This window comes from Bacillus infantis, from assembly GCF_008180445.1.
Lineage (GTDB): Bacteria > Bacillota > Bacilli > Bacillales > Cytobacillaceae > Bacillus_AB > Bacillus_AB infantis_B.
In genome coordinates this window covers 116,956-138,668 of sequence record NZ_VTER01000011.1, presented here as the reverse complement: position 1 = coordinate 138,668, position 21,713 = coordinate 116,956, and the positions used below count along the sequence as shown (strand labels likewise).

The following is a 21,713-nucleotide window of genomic DNA, read 5'->3' as shown; positions in this document are numbered from 1 at the left end:
GATCTATATTAGAGAGGATAGTTCATACCCTCTTATTATAAACATAATAGCAGGGAATATTTCTAAAATACCATGAAGAATTGTCTATCTCAACTTAATCCTGCACGAAACAGCAAAAGACGGAATTATCGCTAAAATGAAAGCGTTTAACCCGAAGCTGGACGACTTTTTCCATGTGGAGTAAAAGAAAAACGTGCTGGAAGCACGTTTTTTTAATTTACCCCAATATAGTCATTCAAAAACGAGTATTCACCGATCGACTTATATTTTTCATATCTTTGGCTGACAAGCTGCTCCACCGGCAAGCCTTTCAATTCCTTCAGTGCAGAGTACAAAATGCTCTCGATTTCGAAGGCCTGTCCTCTCGCATCTTTATGCGCTCCCCCTTTGATTTCCGGGATCACTTCGTCAACAACTCCAAGCTCTTTCAGATCCGGTGCGGTGATCTTCATTGACTCTGCCGCCCTTTTCGCCTGGGCTGCATCTTTCCAGAGAATGGCTGCTGCCCCTTCTGGTGAGATTACGGAGTAGGTGGAGTTTTCAAGCATCATAATGCGGTCCCCGACTCCCAATGCCAGGGCGCCTCCGCTGCCGCCTTCACCGATGACGACACAAAGGACAGGCACCGTAAGGCCAGCCATCTCAAATAGATTTCGGGCAATGGCTTCGCTCTGTCCCCGCTCTTCTGCTGCCTTCCCGGGATAAGCGCCTTTCGTGTCAATGAAGCAAATGATCGGACGGCCAAACTTCTCCGCCTGCTTCATCAGACGGAGTGCCTTGCGGTAGCCTTCAGGATGAGGCATCCCGAAATTCCTGCGTATATTTTCCTTGGTGTCCTTGCCGCGCTGCTGGCCGATTACCGTGACAGGAAGCCCCCTGAACTTTGCAATACCCCCAACAATGGCTTCATCATCCCCAAAGGCCCTGTCTCCATGGCACTCAAAAAAGTCAGTAAAGATGTGGGATATATAATCAAGCGTCGTTGGCCGGGAAGGATGGCGTGCAATCTGCACCCTGTCCCAGGGCTTCAGATTCTCATAAATATCCTTTTCCAGCTTCTCAAGGCGGTTTTCAAGCTTGTTTATTTCGGCAGAAAGGTCGACTTCTGCATCTTTAGTAAAATCCTTCAGCTCGGCAATTTTCTTTTTCAGTTCGACGACCGGCTTTTCAAATTCAAGTTCTCCTACCATTCGAAGTCACCTCCTTGATGAATGCTGAGTATGCTGGCTACTTTCTCCTTCAGCTCCGTCCTTGAAATCACTGCATCAAGCTGGCCATGCTTAAGCAGGAATTCAGACGTCTGGAAATCTTCAGGCAGTTCTTCCCTTATCGTCTGTTCAATGATCCTCCTGCCCGCAAAACCGATCAGTGCTCCAGGCTCTGCCAAATTGTAATCCCCCAGCGAGGCAAAGCTTGCTGAAACGCCTCCTGTAGTAGGATGGGTCATGATCGAGATGATCAGGCCGCCATTATCGCTGAAGCGTTTCAGCGCAACGCTTGTCTTGGCCATCTGCATAAGGCTGAGTACCCCTTCCTGCATCCTTGCGCCGCCGGAAGCAGTGAAAATGATGAACGGAACAGACAGTTCATCCGCTTTTTCAATTGCGCGGGTGATCTTCTCCCCGACTACAGATCCCATGCTTCCCATCCGGAAAGTCGAATCCATTACAGCTACAGAAACTTTCATGCCTTCCACTTCACCAGTCCCCGTTACGACAGCTTCATTGATGCCTGTCTTCTTGCGGTCTTTCTCCAGCTTCTCTGCATAATCCGGAAAGCCAAGCGGATTTTCAGAAATCATATTAGCATCCAGCTCTTCAAAAGTATGCGGATCGAGGAAGCTGTTAAGCCGCTCACGGGAATTCATGGAATGATGGTGCTGGCAATGGAAGCACACTTTTAGATTTTTTGACAGCTCTTTCGTATACATGATCTTTTTGCAATTAGGACATTTCGTCATAATTCCCTCTGGAACATCATGCTTTGCGGTTTCCGAAGGTATGGTTGCATATTTCTTCTTTTTAGGTTTACTGAATATATCTTTAAGCAAGGTGAACCTCCCCCATTCGTTACATAAGCAATTAATATCAGGCAAATGCCTCAGGAACTATCAGCCCCAATATACTTGAATACTGCTTAAGATCCAGTGGTCAGACCACCGACCTAAAAAACGAAGCCTTTTCAGGCGCTTCGTATGTTTGTCCCTATCAATATAGAACAATCTTTTTGCAGAATCTGCAAAAAACTGTCACCGCTGAATCGACAATTTCCTCAAATCCCGGTACACTCTTCTGACTTCTGATTCTTTCCGGGTAGAAAGAGCGTCGATAAGATTTGTATACTCTTCGAGTCTGGCATCTGCTCCTTGCAGATGCAGTGAATTGTAATAATCTTTCAGGATCAGCCACATTCTGATGAACAGATGGTTATCAGCCAGGCTGACAATCTTGTAAAAAAAATCATCATCTGCAAAAGCAGATGAATCCACCCACTTCCGCAGCTCCAGAAGCTGGGCATCTTCTGCCTTGCGCATGACCAGCCACAGGCAGTCCATCTCAATCAGGTATTTGGTTTCCCTGACATCATGCTTTGACCTTTCATCCTGCAGGATGAATGTACTCAATAATTGTACAAGCTGGTGCCCCCTGAAGTCACGGATGAATGTCCCTTCCCCGCGCCTTGTCTCAATAAGGCCAAGCAGTTCAAGCGCACGCAGCGCTTCCCTGACGGAAGAGCGCCCGACATTCAGGCGCTCTGTCAGTTCCCGTTCAGAAGGCAATTTGTCCCCGGGCTTCAAGCCATCTTCCTGGATCATCGATCTTAATTCCTTCACGATTTCAACATATACTTTGGAGCCTTCCGACAAATTCACGCTCTCTGATCACTCACTTTTTCCAATGACTGCAAGTCGGCTTGTTTTTGCCTTTACTTCTTCAGGATCCACTTTGATCCTGGCAACGCCCGTCTCCATGGCTGCCCTCGCTACCGCTGCAGCCACCGCCGGCGCAACCCGCGGATCAAACGGTCCCGGAATGACGTAGTCTGCAGTCAGCTCCTCGGTGCTGACCAGGCTTGCAATTGCTTCGACCGCAGCCACTTTCATTTTCTCATTTATATGTGTTGCCCTCACATCCAGAGCTCCGCGGAAGATTCCAGGGAAAGCAAGGACATTATTCACCTGGTTCGGGAAATCCGACCTTCCTGTGCCCACTACCATCGCGCCTGCCTCTTTAGCTTCTTCAGGCATGATTTCCGGATTTGGATTGGCCATCGCAAAAATAATCGGATCCTGCTTCATCGTCCTGACCATTTCGGCTGTCAGGGCTCCTTCAACAGAAACACCGATAAATACGTCTGCATCGACAACTGCATCTGCAAGGCCGCCTTGCTTATTGTCGCGGTTCGTGTATTTCGCCACTTCATTTTTAATATCATTCATGCCCTGCGGCCTGCCTTCATAAATAGCGCCTTTAGTATCACACATGATGATATCCCTGACGCCATAGCTGTACAAAAGCTTAATGATGGCAATTCCTGCAGCGCCTGCACCATTGGCTACGACTTTGACCTCATTCATTTTTTTACCTGCAAGCTTAAGGGCATTGACCATTCCTGCAACTGTCACGATCGCTGTGCCATGCTGGTCATCGTGGAAAATCGGGATATTCGTTTCTTTTTTCAGCCTTTCTTCAATCACGAAGCAATTAGGAGCCGCAATATCCTCCAGATTGACGCCCCCGAAGGTTGGCTCAAGAAGCTTTACAGTTTCAACGATTTTATCAATATCGGTTGTATTCAGGCAGATGGGAAAAGCATCAACCCCTGCAAAGCTTTTAAAAAGGACCGCTTTCCCTTCCATTACAGGAAGCGCAGCCTCCGGGCCGATGTTGCCGAGTCCAAGCACGGCTGTCCCGTCTGATACTACAGCAACCATATTGCCCTTCATTGTATACTCATATACTGATTCAGGTTTATCATATATCGCCTTGCACGGCTCAGCCACTCCCGGTGAATAAGCAAGGCTCAGATCCTTGGCATTCCGTACCTGGACCTTGGATTTCGACTCCAGCTTCCCCTGGTTTTCGCGGTGCATATGCAAAGCTTCTTCTCTTAGTGTCAAAACGGCTCACTCCTTCGTTTAAGCAGAAAGGTTTCATTTGCTATATTATTAAATGACTTATTTTTAGTGGTCAGACCAGTCAATCTATTTACCAATATAACATATCCTGATTTGATGTAAAGACAAAACAACCGGTCCTAATGTCGGATTTTCGCCCGTCCCTGCCTAATTTCAGGAAGACTTGCTGCTGTAACCTTTCGGCCGGAAGAAGCAAAATTCCTGCCTGAAACAGGCAAGAATTCCACTATTTTAAAATTACATTTTCAGTGCCCAGCACGCTGCCCAGATCTTTCACCAGCTTTTCTGAAGCATCTGCTCCGTTTCCTTCTGCCAGGCGGATCGTCTTTTGAGATCCTGCATAATGCAGGACGACCGGAACTGATCCAGGGTTATTCCCCAGGATTGCTTTGAGCTCCTTCAGGCCTTCAGCTGTTTCTATATCTTCAGGGACCTTCAAATATAAGGTCCTCTCATGTTTGCCTGCTTCTGCTGCTGCCTGTCCCATATCTGCCGCACGGTTCACAATAAACTGCCTCTTTCCATCCCGCTCCTCGGCTTTGCCTTCCAAGAGAAGGATCGCTCCCTGCTTCAGAAGTGCAGAATCCCTTTTATATACCGCAGGGAACACGACTGCCTCCATTTCTCCGCTCTGGTCATTCAGGGACAGGAAAGCCATGGCCTCTCCCTTCTTCGTCCTGATTTTTTTTACTTCTGAAAGATAAGCGGCAGTCCTAATATTCCGGCTGCCAGGTTCCATATCCGCAAGCTGTGTGACACCAAGGGAAGCAAAACTGGCAGCATACACGGAAACAGGGTGGTCTGACAGATAAAGCCCAAGATACTCTTTTTCATACTGAAGCTTATCTTCAATGCGGATGGGGTCATTTTCCGCGTACTTCGGCTTAATGGAAAATTCATCTCCAGAGAAGAAATCCTCCTGGCCGGACTCATCCGGCTTGACCAGTTCTGCATGCTCAATCGCTATATCCAGAGTGGCAAGCAAAACAGCGCGGTCCTCCCCGAATTCGTCGAAGCTGCCGGAATGCACAAATGCCTCCATAATTTTCCGGGTGGCTGACTTTGCAGGTACCCTCATGCAAAAATCAAACAAATCCTCAAAACGCTTCTGCCTTCGGGCGTGGAAGACATCCTTCAGGACAGAGGCGCCTATCCCTTTCACTGCTGCAAGGCTGTAGCGGATGCCGCCGCTCTCTGCCTGGAAGCTATAGCCGCTCGAATTGATTGATGGCGGAAGAAGCGTGAGCCCCAGATGCTTCAGCTCACGGATATACTGGGCAAGCTTATCTTCATTGCCTGAAGCCTGTGAAAGGAGTGCGGCCATAAAGTTCAAAGGATAATTAGCTTTCAAATAAGCAAGCTGGTAAGCGATAAAGCTGTAGGCTACAGCGTGGCTTCTGTTAAAGCCGTAATTTGCAAAACGTACAATCAGGTCGTAAACTTCCTGAGCTGTTTTCTCGTCATAGCCGCTGCTCACGGCACCTGATGCAAAATGGGCCCTCTCCCGGTCCAGCACATCCTTCTGCTTTTTGCTGACAGCCCTTCTCAGCAAATCTGCTTCTCCCAAAGAGAAGCCGGCCATCTTGGAAGCAATCTGCATGATTTGCTCCTGGTAGACAATGACCCCATATGTTTTCTCTAAATACGGCTTCAAATCCGGATGCGGGTAAGAAATCGGCTCCTTCCCATGTTTCCTGTTAATGAAGGATGGGATATTCTCCATCGGCCCCGGCCTGTATAGTGCATTGACCGCCACAATATCTTCAAATCTGGTCGGCTTCAGCTTCTTGAGTACATTCCGCATCCCATCAGATTCAAGCTGGAAGACACCTGTCGTCTCTCCGGAGCTCAGAAGCCGGTATGTCTTTTCATCATCCAGGGGAATCTTTTTTATATCAGGTTTCTTTCCTGTTTTCCGCTGAATGGAGGATAAAATCGTTTCAATAAGGGAAAGATTGCGCAGCCCCAGGAAGTCCATTTTTAAAAGGCCGGCAGCCTCCAGATGCTCCATTGAGTATTGTGTCAAATAGACTCCTTCATGGCCCTGCTGGATTGGAACCACATTAACGAGGGGAAATTCGCTGATAACCACACCTGCAGCGTGTGTGGATGTATGCCTTGGAAGCCCTTCGATTTTCAGCGCTGTTTCAAATAACCTCTTATTCAGGCTGGATTCAGCCGCAAAAGCCCGCAGCTGTTCTGATTCTTTGTAGGCTGTTTCTAGGTTTGTGCCCGGTCGTGACGGGATCAGGCGAGAAACCTGCTCAAGCTCTTTTGCATTCAGGCCGAATACCCTCCCGGTATCCCGCATTGCCGCTTTGGCTGCCAGCGTGCCGAAAGTGATAATCTGGGCCACATGAAGCTCGCCGTATTTCTTTGCGACATATCTGATGACCTCATCCCTTCTATGGTCTGGAAAGTCTATATCAATATCAGGCATGGATATCCGTTCAGGATTCAGAAAGCGCTCAAACAGGAGCTCATGCTCAATTGGGTCAGCATCGGTTATATAAAGGACGTACGACACCATGGATCCGGCCGCAGATCCCCGGCCAGGGCCAGTAAGGATGCCGTTTTCCCTGGAGAATTTGATAAAATCCCAGACAATCAGAAAATAATCGCTGAACCTCATTTTTTTAATGATGCCTAACTCATATAAAAGGCGTGTGCGATGAACCTCCGAAGCCTCGGGATAACGCTCCGCAAATCCCTTCCAGCACAGCTCTTCCAGCAGTGTATCCGCATCGCCCTCCGGGACAGGATATTTTGGCAGATGCTTCTTATCAAGCTCCAGCATGACATTGCACTGCTCCATGATTTTAACGGTATTCTCCAGTGCTTCAGTGCTTTCTGCAAAAACCTCTGACATTTCTTCTGCTGTCTTAAGATAATATTCATCGCTTTGAAGACGGAAACGGTTTTCGTCCTGCAGTTTATCGCCATTTTTAATGGCCAGAAGGCATTCCTGGGCAAAAGCATCTTCTTTTTCGGCGTAAAACACCTGGTTTGCCGCAGCTGTCTGGATGCCATGATTTACAGACAATTCCTTCAGCTTTCTGTTTATCTTCTTTTCTTCCGGAAGGCCATGATCCTGATAGGCCAGATAAAACCGGTCTTTTCCAAAAATCTCTGTATAGAGTCGGATGGATTCAAGCGCCTTCTCTTCTTCATCACCGGCAATATACTGTTCGATTTCTCCTTCCAAACCCGGCGTAAGGGCAATAAGCCCTGAGGAATAATGCTTCAGCCATTTGACCGGGATTCCCCCGTCCGCTTTCGTTTGAAGAGTGCTCGTAATTTTCAGGAGGTTCTGGAAGCCCTCCTGGTTTTGGGCCAGGAGCACTAAAGGGCTCGGTCCCTTTTCCCCTGCCCCGGATTCAATATCTGCACAAAGGCCGATGATTGGTTTAATAGAATGCTTGAGACATTCCTTGTAAAACTGAACCGTACCATACATTACATTCCGGTCTGTCAAAGCAATGGCGCTGAAGCCTTTCTGCTTTGCCCGCGCAACAAGCTGTTCAACCGAAACCGTACTTGTCAGCAGGCTGTATGCACTATATACATGAAGGTGAATAAATGACATAACCTCACACCCTTAATCCGTCGTTCCGGGCACAAAGCCTGGCAGGAATCTTCAACCTCTCCCGCCGGCCCCGCACTAGAAAGAAACTTTTATAATATCAATTATAGAACGTCCGTTTCCAAAAAGAAAACACGAAATGCGGAAAAGCCTTGATCAGCCCCGACAAGCATAAGACGAGCAGGACGGAAGGTTGTTCTTTAACCTTCTGGCCTGTTTGGCTTATGACTCGAGGGGCTAGGCTTTGGAGCTGGACAGTAGAAAAGCGGAAGCGGCTCGCCCAATTAAGGAACGCAGGCTAAGAACGCCACGTCCTGCGGGCCCAGCATAAGACGCCTGAGAATAAAAGGCGCTCTTTGCCTTTAATTCTCAGGTGGCTTATGACTCGAGTCTCTAGCCGCTGGAGCTGGACAGTACGAAATGCGGAGGGAGCTTGCCCAGCCCCGACAAGCTTAAGGCGAGCAGAGCGAAAGGTTTGCTCTTTAACCTTTTGATCTGCTTGACTTAAGACCTCGAGGGGCTAGCTCCCGTAGCTGGACAAAAAGAAATGCGGAAAAGCCTTGATCATCTGCCTTAAAAATCCCTCCAAACTTTCCTGATCCTGAACATAATAGCTGAAGTTTGTCCATAAGATGGAATAGGGGAAATTTATGAGTCTTTTAAACGAGCGACTATCTCGATAAGGAAGGATTACACTATGAAACACCAGCCATTTTTTGCTTCAATGATGGAAAGCTATTTTATTGCACTGGGTGTTTTGATCGGAGGATCGATCATCGGGGGGCTTGCAGCTTTCCTGACCGGCAAGCCGCCTCTGACTGAGGTGTTCCGCCTCTCCAATATGATCAGGATCTGGGCAATCGTCGCCGCGATCGGGGGCACTTTTGATGCTGTGTACAGCTTTGAAAGAGGGCTGTTCCAGGGAGAGACAAAAGATATCTTCAAACAGTTCATGCTCATTCTTTCCGCATTGGGCGGAGCACAAACGGGGGCACTGATCATCAGCTGGCTCACACAGGAGCATATATCATGAGGATCCCTCCTTATTACAGGAAGCCGGCATGGCAGCAGCTGTTTGCCGGCATGGCCATTGGGGGCGCCGTCAGCTGGTTCATCTTTTTGTTCATCTTTGGCGTATGGCAGGAGGATTACAGTTTTAAGATAGAAAAACAGGAAGAAACAATTGCAGGGCTAAGAAATGATATCAAGCTCTGGCAGGAAAGCTTCAAGGAACAGAACAAGAAAAGCCTGAAACAGATGACTGTCCAGGATATAAAAGTAAAAATAACCAATGCTGATAAATATAAGCTTGATACATTGAGTGTGCTTCAGGTCGAGGACAGCGTCAAGGAGGATATAAGAATTCTGGTGGCAAAGGATATGGAAAGCGTATCGAAAAATACAGGACTGATCAGGAAAGTCATAGAAAACCGGACATTCCGCATCAATGATAAAAGATACCGCCTGGAAGTAAGTGAAATGGTCATTTTTACAACATTGACGATTTCCTTGAAGATCTCTTTTGAAGACTAAGGATAGGGCGCCCATTATACCGGCGCCCTTTCAGCCTTTTACAGGCAGATTTCCTCCAAATCTTTGATAACATCATTCTTTTCTGCCCATGAATGGATGGAAGCTCCTGCTGCCAGGGGATGTCCCCCGCCTTTATACTTCTTGGCCAGGCCATTGATGACCGGCCCCTTTGAACGGAGGCGGACCCTGATCTGATCTTCTTCCTCGATAAAGAATACCCATGCCTTGATTCCCTGGACATTGCCAAGTACCCCGACAAGAAGAGATGCATCTGAAGCCTTAAGTCCGTATTGCTCCTGAAGCTCCCTGCTGATTGTCACAGATGCTGCGCCGTTGGCAAGAACCTCGAAATTCTGCAGAACATATCCGTTCAGTTTGACGACATTCGGCTTCAGCTCATACATTTTGTCGTAAAGATCTGTCCGTGAAAAATTATAGCGGATCAATTCACCAGCAATTTCAAAGGTTTTTTCCGTTGTGCTCGGAAACAGGAATCGTCCCGTATCCCCGACAATTCCCCCGTATATCAGCCTGGCTGCCTCATCAGACATCTTTAGTCCTGCATCCTTCCCCTCCAGGTAGAACTCATAGATCATTTCACTCACAGAGCTGGCATCGGTATCAACCCACATAAGGTCGCCATAAGGATCTTCGTTCGGATGATGGTCGATTTTAATGAGCTTATCGCCCATCGTATATCTCTGGTCACAGACCCGCTCCTGATTGGCCGTGTCGCACACGATGACCAAAGCCCCTTTATAAGCTTCATCCGGGATGCTGTCAAGCCGCCTCATGAAGTTCAGCGACTCTTCCTCCTTCCCGACCGTATATACCGTTTTTTCCGGGAAAGATGTTTTAATGATTTCCGCCAGCCCTCCCTGGGATCCGTATGCATCAGGATCAGGCCTTACATGGCGGTGAAGGATGATGGTATCATATTTTTTTATTTCATCAAGAATTTTTGATTTCATTGTGATCTCCTTTTAGAAAGAATATCTAATTATTAGCATAAAAGAATCAAAAGAAAAAGAAACGGCCTGCTCTTTTTATGGCTTTTCCTCCTGATTATCGTTAAAATAATATAGGTGCCGGCTCATAATCAGGCTGACACTTATATTAATCCAAAGAGAATGATGCCCGGAGGAATTCAAATGCCTGTTTTAGTCATACTGATTGTTATTTCCATTGCATTCTATGTATTCTATAAAATAAAGACTGTGAGAAGCCGGAGGCCTGCGGAAAAAAAGTGGCTGTCTGCCAAGTCAAGCATCGCGCTGGGACTGTTTGTCGCCTTATTCGGCATCAACCAGCTCTTCCTTTACAGCACAACTGTCACCTATATCGTCGCCGCTGTCTTCATTATTCTTGGCGGAATCAATGTCTGGGCAGGCTTTAAAGCCTACCAGCATTATCTTCCATATGCCGCTAAGGAAGCAGAGGAAATCCGCAAACAGCAAAATTAAAGCTTTTTTCAAAAAGCCGTTCCTTATGGAAGCGGCTTTTATTTATGTTGGTTTAAGATCCGGATGCTGCCTCATGGCAAGCCGCTTCCGCTTTTCTTAATGTCCAGCTCCGGGCGCTAGCCCCTCGAGGTCTTAAGTCAAGCAGATCAAAAGGTTAAAGTACGAACCTTTCGCTCTGCTCGCCTTAAGCTTGTCGGGGCTGGGCAAGCGCCCTCCGCTTTTCTTAATGCCCAGCTCCGGGCGCTAGCCCCTCGAGGTCTTAAGTCAAGCAGATCAAAAGGTTAAAGTACGAACCTTTCGCTCTGCTCGCCTTAAGCTTGTCGGGGCTGGGCAAGCGCCCTCCGCTTTTCTTAATGCCGGTCAATGAGCTGGCACATCATCATGGCTTTTCCTACGAGGATGCCTTCGCTGAAGACTTCGACGTCTACTTTGCCGAATTTGCGCCCGGCTTCAAGTATTTTTGGAACAATTTCGAGTACACTGTCGATCTGGACAGGCTTCAGGAAGTAGATAGTCATATTCTCAACAACAAGATCCCCTTTTTTATAGCTTCTCAGGACTCTGTTGGCTGCTTCGGTGACAATGGTTGTGAACACGCCGTAAGAGATTGTGCCGAGCGGATTGGTCATCTGGGGACTGACCTCGCAGCGGTATACATCTTCTCCCCTCACCTTTCCCCGCGACAGGACCAGCTGGCTTGTTATAGTATCATCAATTGTCTCTCCCACCTGCGGCTGCCTCTGGATCATCTGCAGCGCCTTGAGTACATCCTGCCTGCTGATGATCCCCTGGAGCCGATTGGCTTCATCGGCAACTGGAAGAACCTCGATGCCTTCCCAGACCATCATATGGGCAGCTGATGCTACACTTGTCTTCCCGTTTACAGTCATCGGGCTTTTGGTCATCAGCTTATCAATAGGTGATTCCGGAGCATGTCCCATGATATCCTTTGAAGTGATCATGCCCTGTATTTTCATATTCTGATCCACGACAGGGAAGCGGCTGTGAAGGGTTTCCCTGTTGCGGCCATGCCATTCTGAAACAGTTTCAGAGGAATAAAGGAACACCGTTTCCTGCAGAGGGGTCAAAATATCCTCTACCATGACGATCTCTTTTTTGATCAGCTGATCATAGATTGCCCTGTTGATCATCGTGGCAACAGTAAATGTATCATAGCTAGTAGAGATGATCGGCAGCTGAAGGTCATCTGCCAGCTTTTTGACCTCATCATCCGTATCGAATCCGCCTGTAATCAGGACCGCCGCCTCTGCTTTCAGGGCAAGCTCATGGGCACGTGTCCTGTTTCCTATGATCAGCAGGTTCCCGGCGCCTGTATAGCGCATCATGGCTTCCAGCTTCATGGCGCCGATCACGAATTTATTAAGGGTTTTATGGAGGCCGTCGCGCCCTCCAAGGACAGTCCCGTCTACAATATTGACCACTTCAGCAAATGTCAGCTTTTCAATATTCTCTTTTTTCTTCCTTTCGATCCTGATGGTGCCGACTCTTTCAATCGTGCTCACATATCCTTTATTTTCAGCATCCTTGATTGCACGGTAAGCCGTTCCCTCACTGACCGACAAGGCCTTTGCTATCTGCCTGACAGATATTTTCTCGCCGATCGGAAGCTCATCTATATATTGCAGAATTTGTTCATGCTTAGTAGCCAAAACCTTCACCCTTTATTTAAAATTGCTGTTCGTCTTGTAAATTTTTCTTATTTTATTATAAGGTGAATTCCCGGCCGATTCAATTTAACGATTGATTTTATAACACATATCCGCAGGACAGAAGCCCTCAGGTTATTTGCTGAAGCTCCTGGCCGGCCTCTTTTTCCTTCTGGCAGCTGCTCCCGCAGAAAGCCTTGCCTTTGCTTTGGCCTGCGAAAACAGCAGGCCGGATAGATTGCCGGCCACCACAAACAGGGCCAGCAGCAGCCAGGCCCCGGCAAAGATGCCCTCCGCCCCCGGACTTTCAATCGACAGCTTGGGGACCGCATAGTACAGCATCATCCCGCACAGCAGGATACACAGTAAATACCGGTTGTTTTTCATTGCAACTCCTCCTTTTTCTATTTTATATCTATGCGGACATGCCTGAAAAAGACCTTTAGAGAAGGAGGGGCGGCTGCAGAAAAAAATAAGTGCAGCCGCAGCTGCACTTATAGTTCGATGGATTCCCCTGCTTCAAGCACCTTGCCTTTGCCTGAAGGAAGCATTTCAATAAATTTCTGCGGATCCTGTTTGATCGGAGGGAAAGTATTGAAATGGATCGGGACTGTCACCCCTGCCTGCAGCAGCTCAGCTGCATAGGCGGCATCCTCAGGCCCCATTGTAAAGTTATCGCCAATCGGCAGGAATGCCACATCAATCGGATGGCGCTCGCCGATCAGCTTCATATCTGAAAATAATGCAGTATCTCCTGCATGATAAACCGTTTTGCCCTCAGCCATGAAAAGGACGCCGGCCGGCATGCCAAGATAGATAATCTCTTTATTTTCTGTCATCAGCCCGGTTCCGTGGATTGCAGGTGTGAGCTTTACCTTTCCAAAGTCGAACTCATAAGCGCCTCCAATGCTCATCGCATGCGTCCTGATGCCCTGCCAGCCTAAGTAAGCTGCAAGCTCGGCATTTGCGATGACAAGAGAATCATTGTTCCTCGCCAATTCCACTGTGTCCCCAAGATGGTCGCTGTGGCCGTGTGTCAGGATGATGACATCCGGTTTGACGTCCTCTGCCTTCAGGTCTGTCAGTTCATTGCCTGTAATGAATGGATCGAATAAAATCACTTTGCCTTTTGATTCAATTTTTACGACAGCATGCCCATGGTATGAAACCTTCATCGCTATCTTCTCCCTTCAAACTCTTATGTAATTCAATGTTCAACAAAAATACAGGATTTCCTCCCTGATATAGTCCTATACCCTTTCTAATTCACAATTAAAAGTTTACAATTAACATGAAGCAAGCTGCACTTACATACGATTTAGGAGGTTTTTGCATGGACAGCAGAATCAGCAAGTTATCACAATGGATGAAGGAAGAGGATATTGACTTCAGCTTTATCACTTCTCCCGATAATGTCTTTTACTTAAGCGGGTTCCTAAGCGATCCGCATGAACGCCTCCTTGGCCTTGGCGTTTTCCAGGATGAAGAGCCTTTCCTGGTCTGCCCCGGGATGGAAAAAAATGATGCAAAGAATGCCGGATGGAATTATGAAATCATCGGCTACAGCGATACGGATAATCCATGGGAATTCATCTCTTCAGCCATCCAGAAAAGGAATCAGAAGGTCAGCAGGGCTGCAGTTGAAAAAGAACATATGAATGTAGAGCGATATGAAGCCATTTCTGCTAGATTCTCCGGCGCGGCGTTCGTTTCTGCAGAAGAGAAGCTGAGAAAGCTCAGGATGGTGAAGGATGACAAGGAGCTGAAAATCATCCGTGAAGCATGCGCCCTGGCCGACTTTGCCATCCAGACAGGCTGTGATGAAATTAAGGAAGGAAAGACCGAGATGGATGTTCTCGCCGCGGTCGAGTATGCCTTGAAGAAAAAGGGCATCAATGAAATGTCCTTCTCCACGATGGTCCTGACCGGCGCAAACGGCGCTTCCCCGCACGGGACTCCGGGAATGACAAAAATCAAGAAAGGCGATCTTGTCCTTTTTGATTTGGGCGTGGTAGTCGACGGCTACTGCTCAGACATCACCCGTACTGTTGCATACGGGGAGATCAGCGAGAAGCAGAGAGAAATATATGATACAGTCCTTAAAGCGCAGCTCGCCGCCGTGGAGGCATCAAAGCCGGGGGCTGCCTGCTCTGAAATTGATATGACGGCAAGGAATATCATCGCAGAGGCCGGCTATGGGGAATACTTCCCTCACCGCCTTGGCCACGGTCTCGGAGTGAGTGTACATGAATATCCTTCATTGACTTCTGCCAACTCCCTTCAGCTTGAAAAAGGCATGGTATTTACCATTGAGCCTGGCATTTATGTTCCTGGTGTGGCAGGCGTCCGGATAGAGGATGATCTGGCCGTAACAGAAAACGGCGTTGAGATTTTAACGAAATTCCCGAAGGAACTTCAGTTTGTCTGATTGAAGGAACAAAAGCGCAAGCGCCTTGATCACCCTTAAGGAACGCAGACTAAAAACGCCACGTCCTGTGGCAACGTCTGCATGACCCCCTTCCTGGGGGCCTCAAGACGAACCTCCCGGAAAGGCGTTCTTTGCCTTTTTGGGAGGTTTGGCTTGTGACCTCGGCGCAGCTGCTGGACGTGGATCAAGAATTGAAAATTATCTACAAGTCTTACAATTTATAAATTCCTTAACAACAAAAAGATCCGGAGCAGCAGCTCCGGATCTTTTTCTATTTACTGCTGCTCAAGCAGCGTCGCTGTATCAGAATAGTCAAGGCCATGTGCCTCGGCTACAGCTTTATACGTAACATAGCCGTTAAGGGTATTGATTCCCTTCAGCAGAGCTTCATTGTCTGTGCATGCCTGCTTATACCCTTTATTGGCGATCTGGACCGCATACGGCACAGTCACGTTTGTCAGGGCAATCGTCGATGTGCGCGGCACAGCGCCAGGCATATTGGCGACCGCATAATGAACAACGCCATGCTTTTCATAAGTTGGGTTGTCATGGGTAGTGATCCTGTCAGTCGTCTCAAAGATCCCGCCCTGGTCGATCGCAATATCAACCACGACAGAGCCCGGATTCATGCTCATGATCATTTCTTCTGTCACAAGCTTTGGCGCTTTGGCTCCCGGAATGAGAACGGCACCGATCACCAGATCAGAATCTTTGACCGCTTCTGCTATATTATAAGGATTGGACATCAATGTTGTCACATCATTGCCGAAGATATCATCCAGCTGGCGCAGGCGTTCCGGGCTCAGGTCGATGATTGTCACCTTTGCACCAAGTCCTACTGCCATTTTAGCTGCATTCGTACCGGCTACACCGCCGCCGATAATTGTCACTTTTCCGCGCTGAACGCCAGGCACACCGGATAACAGGATCCCTTTGCCGCCATGGACCTTCTCCAGGAACTGTGCCCCGATCTGGGAAGCCATCCTTCCGGCAACCTCGCTCATTGGGGTCAAAAGAGGCAATGCATGATTGGCAAGCTGGACCGTTTCATAAGCGATCCCAACCACTTTATTATCAATCAGAGCCTTTGTTAACTCCGGCTCTGGAGCTAAATGCAAGTATGTAAATAAAATCAGGCCTTCACGGAAATAAGCATATTCACTAGGCAGGGGCTCTTTTACCTTCATGACCATTTCCATGGACCATGCTTCCTCTGCACTGTTTACAATTTTCGCGCCAGCAGCTGTATAATCTTCATCAGTGAAACCGGATCCCATGCCAGCCTGGGTTTCAATAAATACTTCATGGCCAAAGTTCAGCAAATTGACAACGCCAGCCGGTGTCATTGCGACACGATTTTCATTGTTTTTTATCTCTCTGGGTATTCCGATACGCATGCTGCATACCTCCTGCAAAATATAGTAAATAGGGTAGAACCGATACTACTATAACACCTTTATAGGAAAAGAAGAAAGAAAAATTTTTTTATTGCTTGCAAACCCTTACATTGCCGTAAGGATACGCTCTGGTTAAAAATGCAGAGTTATTCGGTTAAGATGACATCTTTCTGTGCCCGAGATAAAAAATATCCTTCAGTTCCGCTGAATATTGTAAAATGTATGTTAGAAAGAGAGCTGATGCAAGTATGGCTTCAACTGCCAACATACAAAAAGACAGCCGGGGTAAAATTGAGCAGCTCGGGCTGGAGGCCGTTCCCTCCCACCTTAAACAAACACCCTGGTATGATTTCACGATTCTGCAGATGGCCTTTTCGGTAAATTCGGGGAATTTCCTTGTCCCTGCACTTGCCGTGATTTCAGGGGGCCTTTCTTTTTATGCTGCCGCAGCATCCACCATGATCGGGGCGGCTTTCGCCTTTCTGTTTGTGTCCTTCTTGACGCTGCCCGGATCCCGCTACGGGCTGCCTGCCCAATATGCGATCAGAAGCATGCTTGGCACAGGGGCGGCAAGATATATTTCGTCTCCGATCCGTACTATGACCTCATTATACTGGTTTGCTGTCCAGACAATCGGCGGAACTGCTGTACTGACCGAGCTGGGCAGCAGGCTTTTTTCTGTCAGGCTGCCTTTTCTGGCAGTGTCGGTCTGCCTGGCCCTGATCATGGCCATATTGGCGCTTGTCGGCTTTGATGCGGTGAAAAAAGCAACCCGCTATTTTATGCCATTTCTGCTGATCGGCCAGGCTGCACTGTTTGTCCTGCTGATCCAAAAAGCGGGCCAGACTGACCACAGCGCAATCTTAAACCATGGCAGCTGGGAGTTTTCTTCATTCCTGTTCTATTCAAGCCTGGCTTTTGTCCAATACGTGTCAGGATTAAGTGCTTCCTCTGATATGGCAAGGTACGCGAAGTCTGAACGCGGCGCTTTCTGGGGGCTTTTTTCCGGGAACACAGCCGGCTTTGCCATCACAGCCGTTTTAGGGGCATTGTCTGCAAGCCTCCTGGGAGAGCTGAATCCATTTGTGTCGGCAAGCACCCTCACATCTTCTGTTTCCCTGCTGGTGCTGATTTTCGCCTGTGCCATGATGTCGATGATTTCCATCAACCTGAACAACGCCTATACAGGCGGATTCAGTCTGCTGAATACATTCCAGGGGCTCGGCAGGATAAAAAGTGCATGCCTGTTCGGGCTCGCTGCGGTCATTCTGAGCTGCTTTCCTGATATCGTTGAATCAGCGCAGAAATACATCTCTCTGCTCGGCACCTTTGTCATTCCCATTTCTGCGGTTATTGCAGCAGATTTTCTTTTCGTTAAAAGGCGGAAGCTGACTGAGGCAGATCTGCTGGTCCTGCGGGAGCCTGGTTTTGTCAATAAGCAGGCAATCATCAGCATGGCTTTCGGGATCATCTTTTACAGCCTCCTGCCTGAAAATGCTTCTCCAGGTTTTGTTTCATTTATAGCCACCGCTTCCCTTTACATTTGTCTTCAGCTGCGAAAAGGAAGGCACTAACGAGAAAGTGCAGGACAGCGCCCTGCACTTTTTTCAATGTTTTATTTTGTTTCCTCTTCGCTGCTGTAAGTGTCGACTCTTCCATTTTCCTGATCGATGACACCGCTGTTGTACGAATCCATGATTTGTGCACTTACCTGGCTGTGTCCCTGGTCGTCATAGATATAATGAGACTGCCCTTTCGGCTCTTTTGGCATCTTCATTTCCCCCTTATCGATTTTTTTCATCTATACTATCTTTCGAATTTCTGTAACAGTTATGCATTTTGGGGTAATGTATAATAAAGGTAAAGGAGGAGATGCAAATGACGCTCACTTACAAAAACATTTTAGTAGCAGTAGATGGTTCCAAGGAAGCGGAATGGGCCTTCAAGAAGGCGGTCGGGGTCGCAGTCAGGAACAAAGCCAGGCTGACCCTTGCCCACATTATCGATACACGCACCTTCGCAACTGTCGAAGCCTATGACAGGACGATTGCTGAAAGGGCTGACATGTTTGCAGCCGAGCTGCTTAAAAAATATCAGCAGGAAGCAGTGGAGGCTGGAGTAGAAAATGTGGAATATGTGACAGATTATGGTTCTCCGAAAGTAAAGATACCCAAGGAAATTGCCAAGGTCAAGCATGCAGATCTGATTGTCTGCGGGGCAACTGGTTTGAATGCAGTTGAACGCTTCCTGATCGGCAGCGTTTCCGAGCATATCACCCGCTATGCCCCATGTGATGTGCTTGTGGTCAGGACCGAAAAGGAACACGGAATAACAGTTAAAGGCCGCTGCTTCCCTGCAGCGGCCTTTATTGTTATGAATAGGCTTTATCCTTCAGGCGCCCTTTTGCTTTTTCCAGCGCCTTCTTTATTTGGGCAAACCCCGTTCCGCCCTGGCTGTTCCTTCTTGCAACAGCCGCCCTCGGGTCAAGGACCTCGTAAATATCCTCCTCAAAAAGGGTGCTTGCCTCCTTATACACTTCCATCGGCAGGCCGGAAAGGAAGCAGCCTCTGTTCACGCAATCAAGGACAAGCTTCCCGACAATTTCGTGAGCTTCCCTGAATGGCAAGCCTTTACCGGAAAGATAGTCAGCCAGCTCTGTCGCATTGGAAAAATCGCTTTTCGTGGCATTTTCCATTACTTCACTGTTAACCCTCATGGACCCAACCATGCCGGAAAAAATTTTAAGTGAGCCAATAACCGTTTTAACCGTATTAAACATGCCCTCTTTATCTTCCTGCATATCTTTGTTATAAGCAAGAGGCAGCCCCTTCAGCACAGTAAGCAGGCCGACAAGATTGCCATAGACTCGGCCGGTTTTTCCGCGGATCAGCTCTGCCATATCCGGATTTTTCTTTTGCGGCATAATGCTGCTGCCCGTTGCAAAGCTGTCATCCAGCTCAATGAACCGGAATTCCTGGCTCGACCAGAGAATGATTTCCTCGCTGAAACGGGACAGATGCATCATCAGAATGCTGCTTGCTGAAAGGAATTCAAGGATAAAATCCCTGTCGCTTACAGCATCCATGCTGTTTTCATAGATATCATCAAACCCGAGCAGACTGGCTGTCAGCTCGCGGTCGATTGGAAAGGTTGTACCGGCAAGGGCGCCTGCACCAAGAGGAGAAACATTGATCCTTTTCAGATTCTCGCTGTATCTCTCCTTATCCCTTTCCAGCATCCAGAAATAAGCCATCAGATGATGCGCAAACGAAATGGGCTGTGCCCTCTGAAGATGAGTATAGCCCGGCATGAGGGTTTCCACATTCTCCTCTGCCTGGGAAAGCAGGGCTGCCTGGAGCTCTTCAATCAGCTCGATAACATGTGCTGCCTGTTTCTTTAAATACAAGTGCATATCTGTTGCTACCTGGTCATTCCTGCTTCTGCCTGTATGAAGCTTGCCGCCGACAGGCCCGATTTCGTCCGTAAGAAGGCTTTCCAGGTTCAGATGGATGTCCTCAAGCTTTACGGAGAAAGGAAGCTCCCCTTCCCGGGATTTTTCCTTTAACAGCTTGAGCCCTTTTTGGATCTTCGCTGCTTCCTCTTTTTCAATGATGCCGCAGCGGGACAGCATTTCCACATGTGCAAGGCTTCCCTCTATATCTTCCTCAACAAGCTCCTGGTCAAAGGAGATGGATGCACCGAATTCATCCACCCATTCCTCTGCCGATTTCGTGAATCTTCCTCCCCAAAGTTTCTTCACACTGTCACCTTCTTATTCTGGACAATGCTTTGAACCTTGGTCGGCAGGCCCCATAGCTGGATGAATCCAACCGCGGCATTATGGTCGAATTCATCTTCAGATGTATAAGTGGCCAATTTTTCATCATAAAGTGAATATGGGGATTTTCTGCCTTCGACGATGCTGTGCCCCTTGAACAATTTCACCCTTACAGTTCCTGTCACATGCTTCTGCGTTTCCTCAAGGAAAGCCGTTAAAGCGTTTTTCAATGGGGAGAACCAAAGCCCTTCATAGATCAGCTCAGTCAGTTTTTTCTCGATGACAGGCTTGAAATGGGCAAGCTCTTTCACAAGCGTCAGATCTTCAAGTTCTTTATGCGCTTTGATCAGAGTCATGGCACCTGGACATTCATACACTTCCCTTGATTTGATGCCGACAAGCCTGTTCTCGACATGATCAATGCGCCCGACTCCATGCTTGCCTGCAATGATATTCAGCTCCAGGATCAGTTCTGAAAGAGGATAGGACTTTCCGTTCAGGCTTACCGGGACGCCTTTGCTGAATTCAATTTCAACGATATCAGGGGTGTCAGGCGTATACTCAAGGCTGGTTGTCAGATCGTATGCCTCTTCAGGAGGGGCAGCCCATGGATCTTCCAGGATCCCGCATTCGTTGCTGCGTCCCCAGAGGTTTTGGTCTATGGAAAACGGAGAATCCAGATTGATCGGGATCGGGATATTATTTTCCTTTGCATATTGGATTTCCTCTTCCCTGGACCATTTCCATTCCCTTACAGGCGCGAGCACCTTGAGGTCTGGATTAAGCGCCTGGATCGATACCTCGAATCTTACCTGGTCATTTCCTTTTCCTGTACAGCCATGGGCAACCGCAGCGGCGCCTTCCTTTTCAGCCACTTCAACAAGCTTTTTAGCAATAAGAGGCCTGGAAAGAGCGGATACCAGCGGGTATTTGCCTTCATATAGAGCATGCGCCTGCAGGGCAGCAAGTGCATATTCATTCGCAAACTCTTTTTTCACATCCAATACATATGATTGGACGGCTCCCACTTTAAGCGCCTTTTCCTGGATGAACTTCAGATCCTTGCCTTCCCCAACGTCAAGGCAGCACGCAACCACCGAGTAACCCTGGTCGCCAAGCCATTTGATCGCCACAGAAGTATCCAGACCGCCTGAGTATGCTAAAACAACTTTTTGATTTGACATGAAAATTTCCTCCTCTATAGATGAACGAATAAATATTCATTTAAATTATGTTTTTATACATTTAACTAGTTAATACTCTAACAATATTCCAGGATTAATTCAATAGTTATTCGTTAAAATGTATAAAAATTTATTGGTGACAGGCACCTATACCAGTCGGCCGACTGGTATAGGTGCCTGTCACCATGTACAATAAAAGCAGCCTATTTTTGGGGGACGGATGAGATGGAGGATGTTTTCATTTTGGATAAGCGCATGGGGATTGCTGTTCCTGTGCTGGATGGCGAGTGGGAAGAGTACCCGCAGGAGGATCGCCAGGAAATTTTGTATATATGGGAGAAGATACGCGGGGGGATCCCGGACAGGATATCAGAGCTTGAGACGCAGATAAACCGCAGACAGGACCGGCTCGCAGATGAAGAGAATTTTGAGCTTTCATGCAAATTGAACAGTGAGATTGCGGATCTTGCTTCCATCATCAACGATCTTTGGCTGTGGTACAGGGCCAATCAGGAAATCGGGGGAAAACTGCATCGCTGATT

Annotated in this window: 19 protein-coding genes and 1 pseudogene; 7 read left to right on the top strand and 13 right to left on the bottom strand. The window is 47.9% G+C overall.

Going from position 1 to position 21,713, the window contains the following annotated elements; translation table 11 throughout:
- Nucleotides 1–212: 212 nt before the first annotated feature.
- From accA to dnaE, 5 genes are all read right to left on the bottom strand, one after another.
- Complete coding sequence (gene accA / locus FZD51_RS20100) at nt 213–1,190, bottom strand: acetyl-CoA carboxylase carboxyl transferase subunit alpha (protein WP_148976395.1); 978 nt, start codon at nt 1,188–1,190, stop codon at nt 213–215.
- Nucleotides 1,184–2,050 (bottom strand): acetyl-CoA carboxylase, carboxyltransferase subunit beta, encoded by an 867-nt coding sequence (gene accD / locus FZD51_RS20095; RefSeq protein WP_148976394.1) that lies wholly within the window; start codon nt 2,048–2,050, stop codon nt 1,184–1,186. Before accD ends, accA begins: the two co-directional genes overlap by 7 nt.
- 198 nt (nt 2,051–2,248) lie before the next feature.
- A complete protein-coding gene (locus FZD51_RS20090) occupies nt 2,249–2,815 on the bottom strand; it encodes a FadR/GntR family transcriptional regulator (protein ID WP_262381028.1) in 567 nt (188 codons plus the stop codon).
- A 66-nt stretch (nt 2,816–2,881) separates the two neighbouring features.
- On the bottom strand, nt 2,882–4,120 hold the full coding sequence (gene ystJ, locus FZD51_RS20085; protein WP_148976393.1) for an NADP-dependent malic enzyme: 1,239 nt from the start codon (nt 4,118–4,120) through the stop codon (nt 2,882–2,884).
- A 244-nt stretch (nt 4,121–4,364) separates the two neighbouring features.
- The gene (gene dnaE, locus FZD51_RS20080; RefSeq protein ID WP_148976392.1) at nt 4,365–7,724 is read right to left on the bottom strand and encodes a DNA polymerase III subunit alpha; all 3,360 of its coding nucleotides are present in this window, start codon (nt 7,722–7,724) and stop codon (nt 4,365–4,367) included.
- A 694-nt stretch (nt 7,725–8,418) separates the two neighbouring features.
- On the opposite strand from dnaE, the gene ytrH reads away from it, so the two are divergent.
- Together ytrH and ytrI are read left to right on the top strand one after the other, a co-directional pair.
- Complete coding sequence (gene ytrH / locus FZD51_RS20075; RefSeq protein ID WP_009791343.1) at nt 8,419–8,754, top strand: sporulation membrane protein YtrH; 336 nt, start codon at nt 8,419–8,421, stop codon at nt 8,752–8,754.
- Nucleotides 8,751–9,254 (top strand): sporulation membrane protein YtrI, encoded by a 504-nt coding sequence (gene ytrI / locus FZD51_RS20070; protein ID WP_148976391.1) that lies wholly within the window; start codon nt 8,751–8,753, stop codon nt 9,252–9,254. The genes ytrH and ytrI overlap by 4 nt, the downstream gene beginning before the upstream one ends.
- 38 nt (nt 9,255–9,292) lie before the next feature.
- On the opposite strand, the gene FZD51_RS20065 is transcribed toward ytrI, so the two are convergent.
- Complete coding sequence (locus FZD51_RS20065) at nt 9,293–10,225, bottom strand: DHH family phosphoesterase (RefSeq protein WP_148976390.1); 933 nt, start codon at nt 10,223–10,225, stop codon at nt 9,293–9,295.
- Nucleotides 10,226–10,405: 180 nt separating this feature from the next.
- Between FZD51_RS20065 and FZD51_RS20060 the strand changes: the two genes are divergently transcribed.
- Entirely contained in the window at nt 10,406–10,717 is a 312-nt protein-coding gene (locus FZD51_RS20060; RefSeq protein WP_148976389.1) for a YtpI family protein, read from the top strand.
- Between the two features lie 350 nt (nt 10,718–11,067).
- Here FZD51_RS20060 and FZD51_RS20055 read toward each other — a convergent pair whose 3' ends face one another.
- The 3 genes from FZD51_RS20055 to FZD51_RS20045 all read right to left on the bottom strand — a co-directional run bounded on the left by FZD51_RS20055 (nt 11,068) and on the right by FZD51_RS20045 (nt 13,559).
- Nucleotides 11,068–12,387: a CBS domain-containing protein gene (locus tag FZD51_RS20055; RefSeq protein ID WP_148976388.1), complete on the bottom strand. Its 1,320-nt coding sequence runs from the start codon at nt 12,385–12,387 to the stop codon at nt 11,068–11,070.
- 132 nt (nt 12,388–12,519) lie between these two features.
- Complete coding sequence (locus tag FZD51_RS20050) at nt 12,520–12,771, bottom strand: hypothetical protein (RefSeq protein WP_022544271.1); 252 nt, start codon at nt 12,769–12,771, stop codon at nt 12,520–12,522.
- Nucleotides 12,772–12,878: 107 nt separating this feature from the next.
- A complete protein-coding gene (locus tag FZD51_RS20045) occupies nt 12,879–13,559 on the bottom strand; it encodes a metal-dependent hydrolase (RefSeq protein ID WP_148976387.1) in 681 nt (226 codons plus the stop codon).
- A 158-nt stretch (nt 13,560–13,717) separates the two neighbouring features.
- On the opposite strand from FZD51_RS20045, the gene FZD51_RS20040 reads away from it, so the two are divergent.
- Nucleotides 13,718–14,812 (top strand): M24 family metallopeptidase, encoded by a 1,095-nt coding sequence (locus FZD51_RS20040; protein ID WP_148976386.1) that lies wholly within the window; start codon nt 13,718–13,720, stop codon nt 14,810–14,812.
- 275 nt (nt 14,813–15,087) lie between these two features.
- Here the strand turns inward: FZD51_RS20040 and ald are convergent, their stop codons facing one another.
- Nucleotides 15,088–16,209 (bottom strand): alanine dehydrogenase, encoded by a 1,122-nt coding sequence (gene ald, locus FZD51_RS20035; protein ID WP_148976385.1) that lies wholly within the window; start codon nt 16,207–16,209, stop codon nt 15,088–15,090.
- 248 nt (nt 16,210–16,457) lie between these two features.
- Here ald and FZD51_RS20030 point away from each other — a divergent pair, with 248 nt between their 5' ends.
- Complete coding sequence (locus FZD51_RS20030; protein WP_148976384.1) at nt 16,458–17,783, top strand: purine-cytosine permease family protein; 1,326 nt, start codon at nt 16,458–16,460, stop codon at nt 17,781–17,783.
- A gap of 41 nt (nt 17,784–17,824) precedes the next feature.
- Here FZD51_RS20030 and FZD51_RS26290 read toward each other — a convergent pair whose 3' ends face one another.
- The gene (locus FZD51_RS26290) at nt 17,825–17,980 is read right to left on the bottom strand and encodes a hypothetical protein (protein ID WP_022544273.1); all 156 of its coding nucleotides are present in this window, start codon (nt 17,978–17,980) and stop codon (nt 17,825–17,827) included.
- 107 nt (nt 17,981–18,087) lie between these two features.
- Here FZD51_RS26290 and FZD51_RS20025 point away from each other — a divergent pair.
- Nucleotides 18,088–18,531, top strand: a pseudogene (locus FZD51_RS20025) (universal stress protein); the annotation flags it as partial.
- Nucleotides 18,532–18,580: 49 nt separating this feature from the next.
- Here the strand turns inward: FZD51_RS20025 and argH are convergent.
- Both argH and FZD51_RS20015 read right to left on the bottom strand, forming a co-directional pair.
- The gene (gene argH / locus FZD51_RS20020; RefSeq protein WP_148976383.1) at nt 18,581–19,969 is read right to left on the bottom strand and encodes an argininosuccinate lyase; all 1,389 of its coding nucleotides are present in this window, start codon (nt 19,967–19,969) and stop codon (nt 18,581–18,583) included.
- Complete coding sequence (locus FZD51_RS20015; protein WP_148976382.1) at nt 19,966–21,171, bottom strand: argininosuccinate synthase; 1,206 nt, start codon at nt 21,169–21,171, stop codon at nt 19,966–19,968. The genes argH and FZD51_RS20015 overlap by 4 nt, the downstream gene beginning before the upstream one ends.
- Nucleotides 21,172–21,396: 225 nt before the next feature.
- On the opposite strand from FZD51_RS20015, the gene FZD51_RS20010 reads away from it, so the two are divergent.
- Nucleotides 21,397–21,711, top strand: coding sequence for a hypothetical protein (locus FZD51_RS20010; RefSeq protein ID WP_148976381.1), 315 nt, complete (start codon nt 21,397–21,399; stop codon nt 21,709–21,711).
- The last annotated feature ends 2 nt before the right edge of the window (nt 21,712–21,713 follow it).

Coding starts and splice junctions, on each gene's coding strand:
- FZD51_RS20010 (WP_148976381.1), top strand. CDS start 21,397: ATGGAGGATGTTTTCATTTTGGATAAGCGCATGGGGATTGCTGTTCCT.
- dnaE (WP_148976392.1), bottom strand. CDS start 7,724: ATGTCATTTATTCACCTTCATGTATATAGTGCATACAGCCTGCTGACA.
- accA (WP_148976395.1), bottom strand. CDS start 1,190: ATGGTAGGAGAACTTGAATTTGAAAAGCCGGTCGTCGAACTGAAAAAG.
- FZD51_RS26290 (WP_022544273.1), bottom strand. CDS start 17,980: ATGCCAAAAGAGCCGAAAGGGCAGTCTCATTATATCTATGACGACCAG.
- ytrH (WP_009791343.1), top strand. CDS start 8,419: ATGAAACACCAGCCATTTTTTGCTTCAATGATGGAAAGCTATTTTATT.
- FZD51_RS20065 (WP_148976390.1), bottom strand. CDS start 10,225: ATGAAATCAAAAATTCTTGATGAAATAAAAAAATATGATACCATCATC.
- FZD51_RS20045 (WP_148976387.1), bottom strand. CDS start 13,559: ATGAAGGTTTCATACCATGGGCATGCTGTCGTAAAAATTGAATCAAAA.
- FZD51_RS20060 (WP_148976389.1), top strand. CDS start 10,406: ATGCCTGTTTTAGTCATACTGATTGTTATTTCCATTGCATTCTATGTA.
- ytrI (WP_148976391.1), top strand. CDS start 8,751: ATGAGGATCCCTCCTTATTACAGGAAGCCGGCATGGCAGCAGCTGTTT.
- FZD51_RS20040 (WP_148976386.1), top strand. CDS start 13,718: ATGGACAGCAGAATCAGCAAGTTATCACAATGGATGAAGGAAGAGGAT.
- FZD51_RS20050 (WP_022544271.1), bottom strand. CDS start 12,771: ATGAAAAACAACCGGTATTTACTGTGTATCCTGCTGTGCGGGATGATG.
- FZD51_RS20015 (WP_148976382.1), bottom strand. CDS start 21,171: ATGTCAAATCAAAAAGTTGTTTTAGCATACTCAGGCGGTCTGGATACT.
- FZD51_RS20030 (WP_148976384.1), top strand. CDS start 16,458: ATGGCTTCAACTGCCAACATACAAAAAGACAGCCGGGGTAAAATTGAG.
- FZD51_RS20090 (WP_262381028.1), bottom strand. CDS start 2,815: ATGATCCAGGAAGATGGCTTGAAGCCCGGGGACAAATTGCCTTCTGAA.
- ald (WP_148976385.1), bottom strand. CDS start 16,209: ATGCGTATCGGAATACCCAGAGAGATAAAAAACAATGAAAATCGTGTC.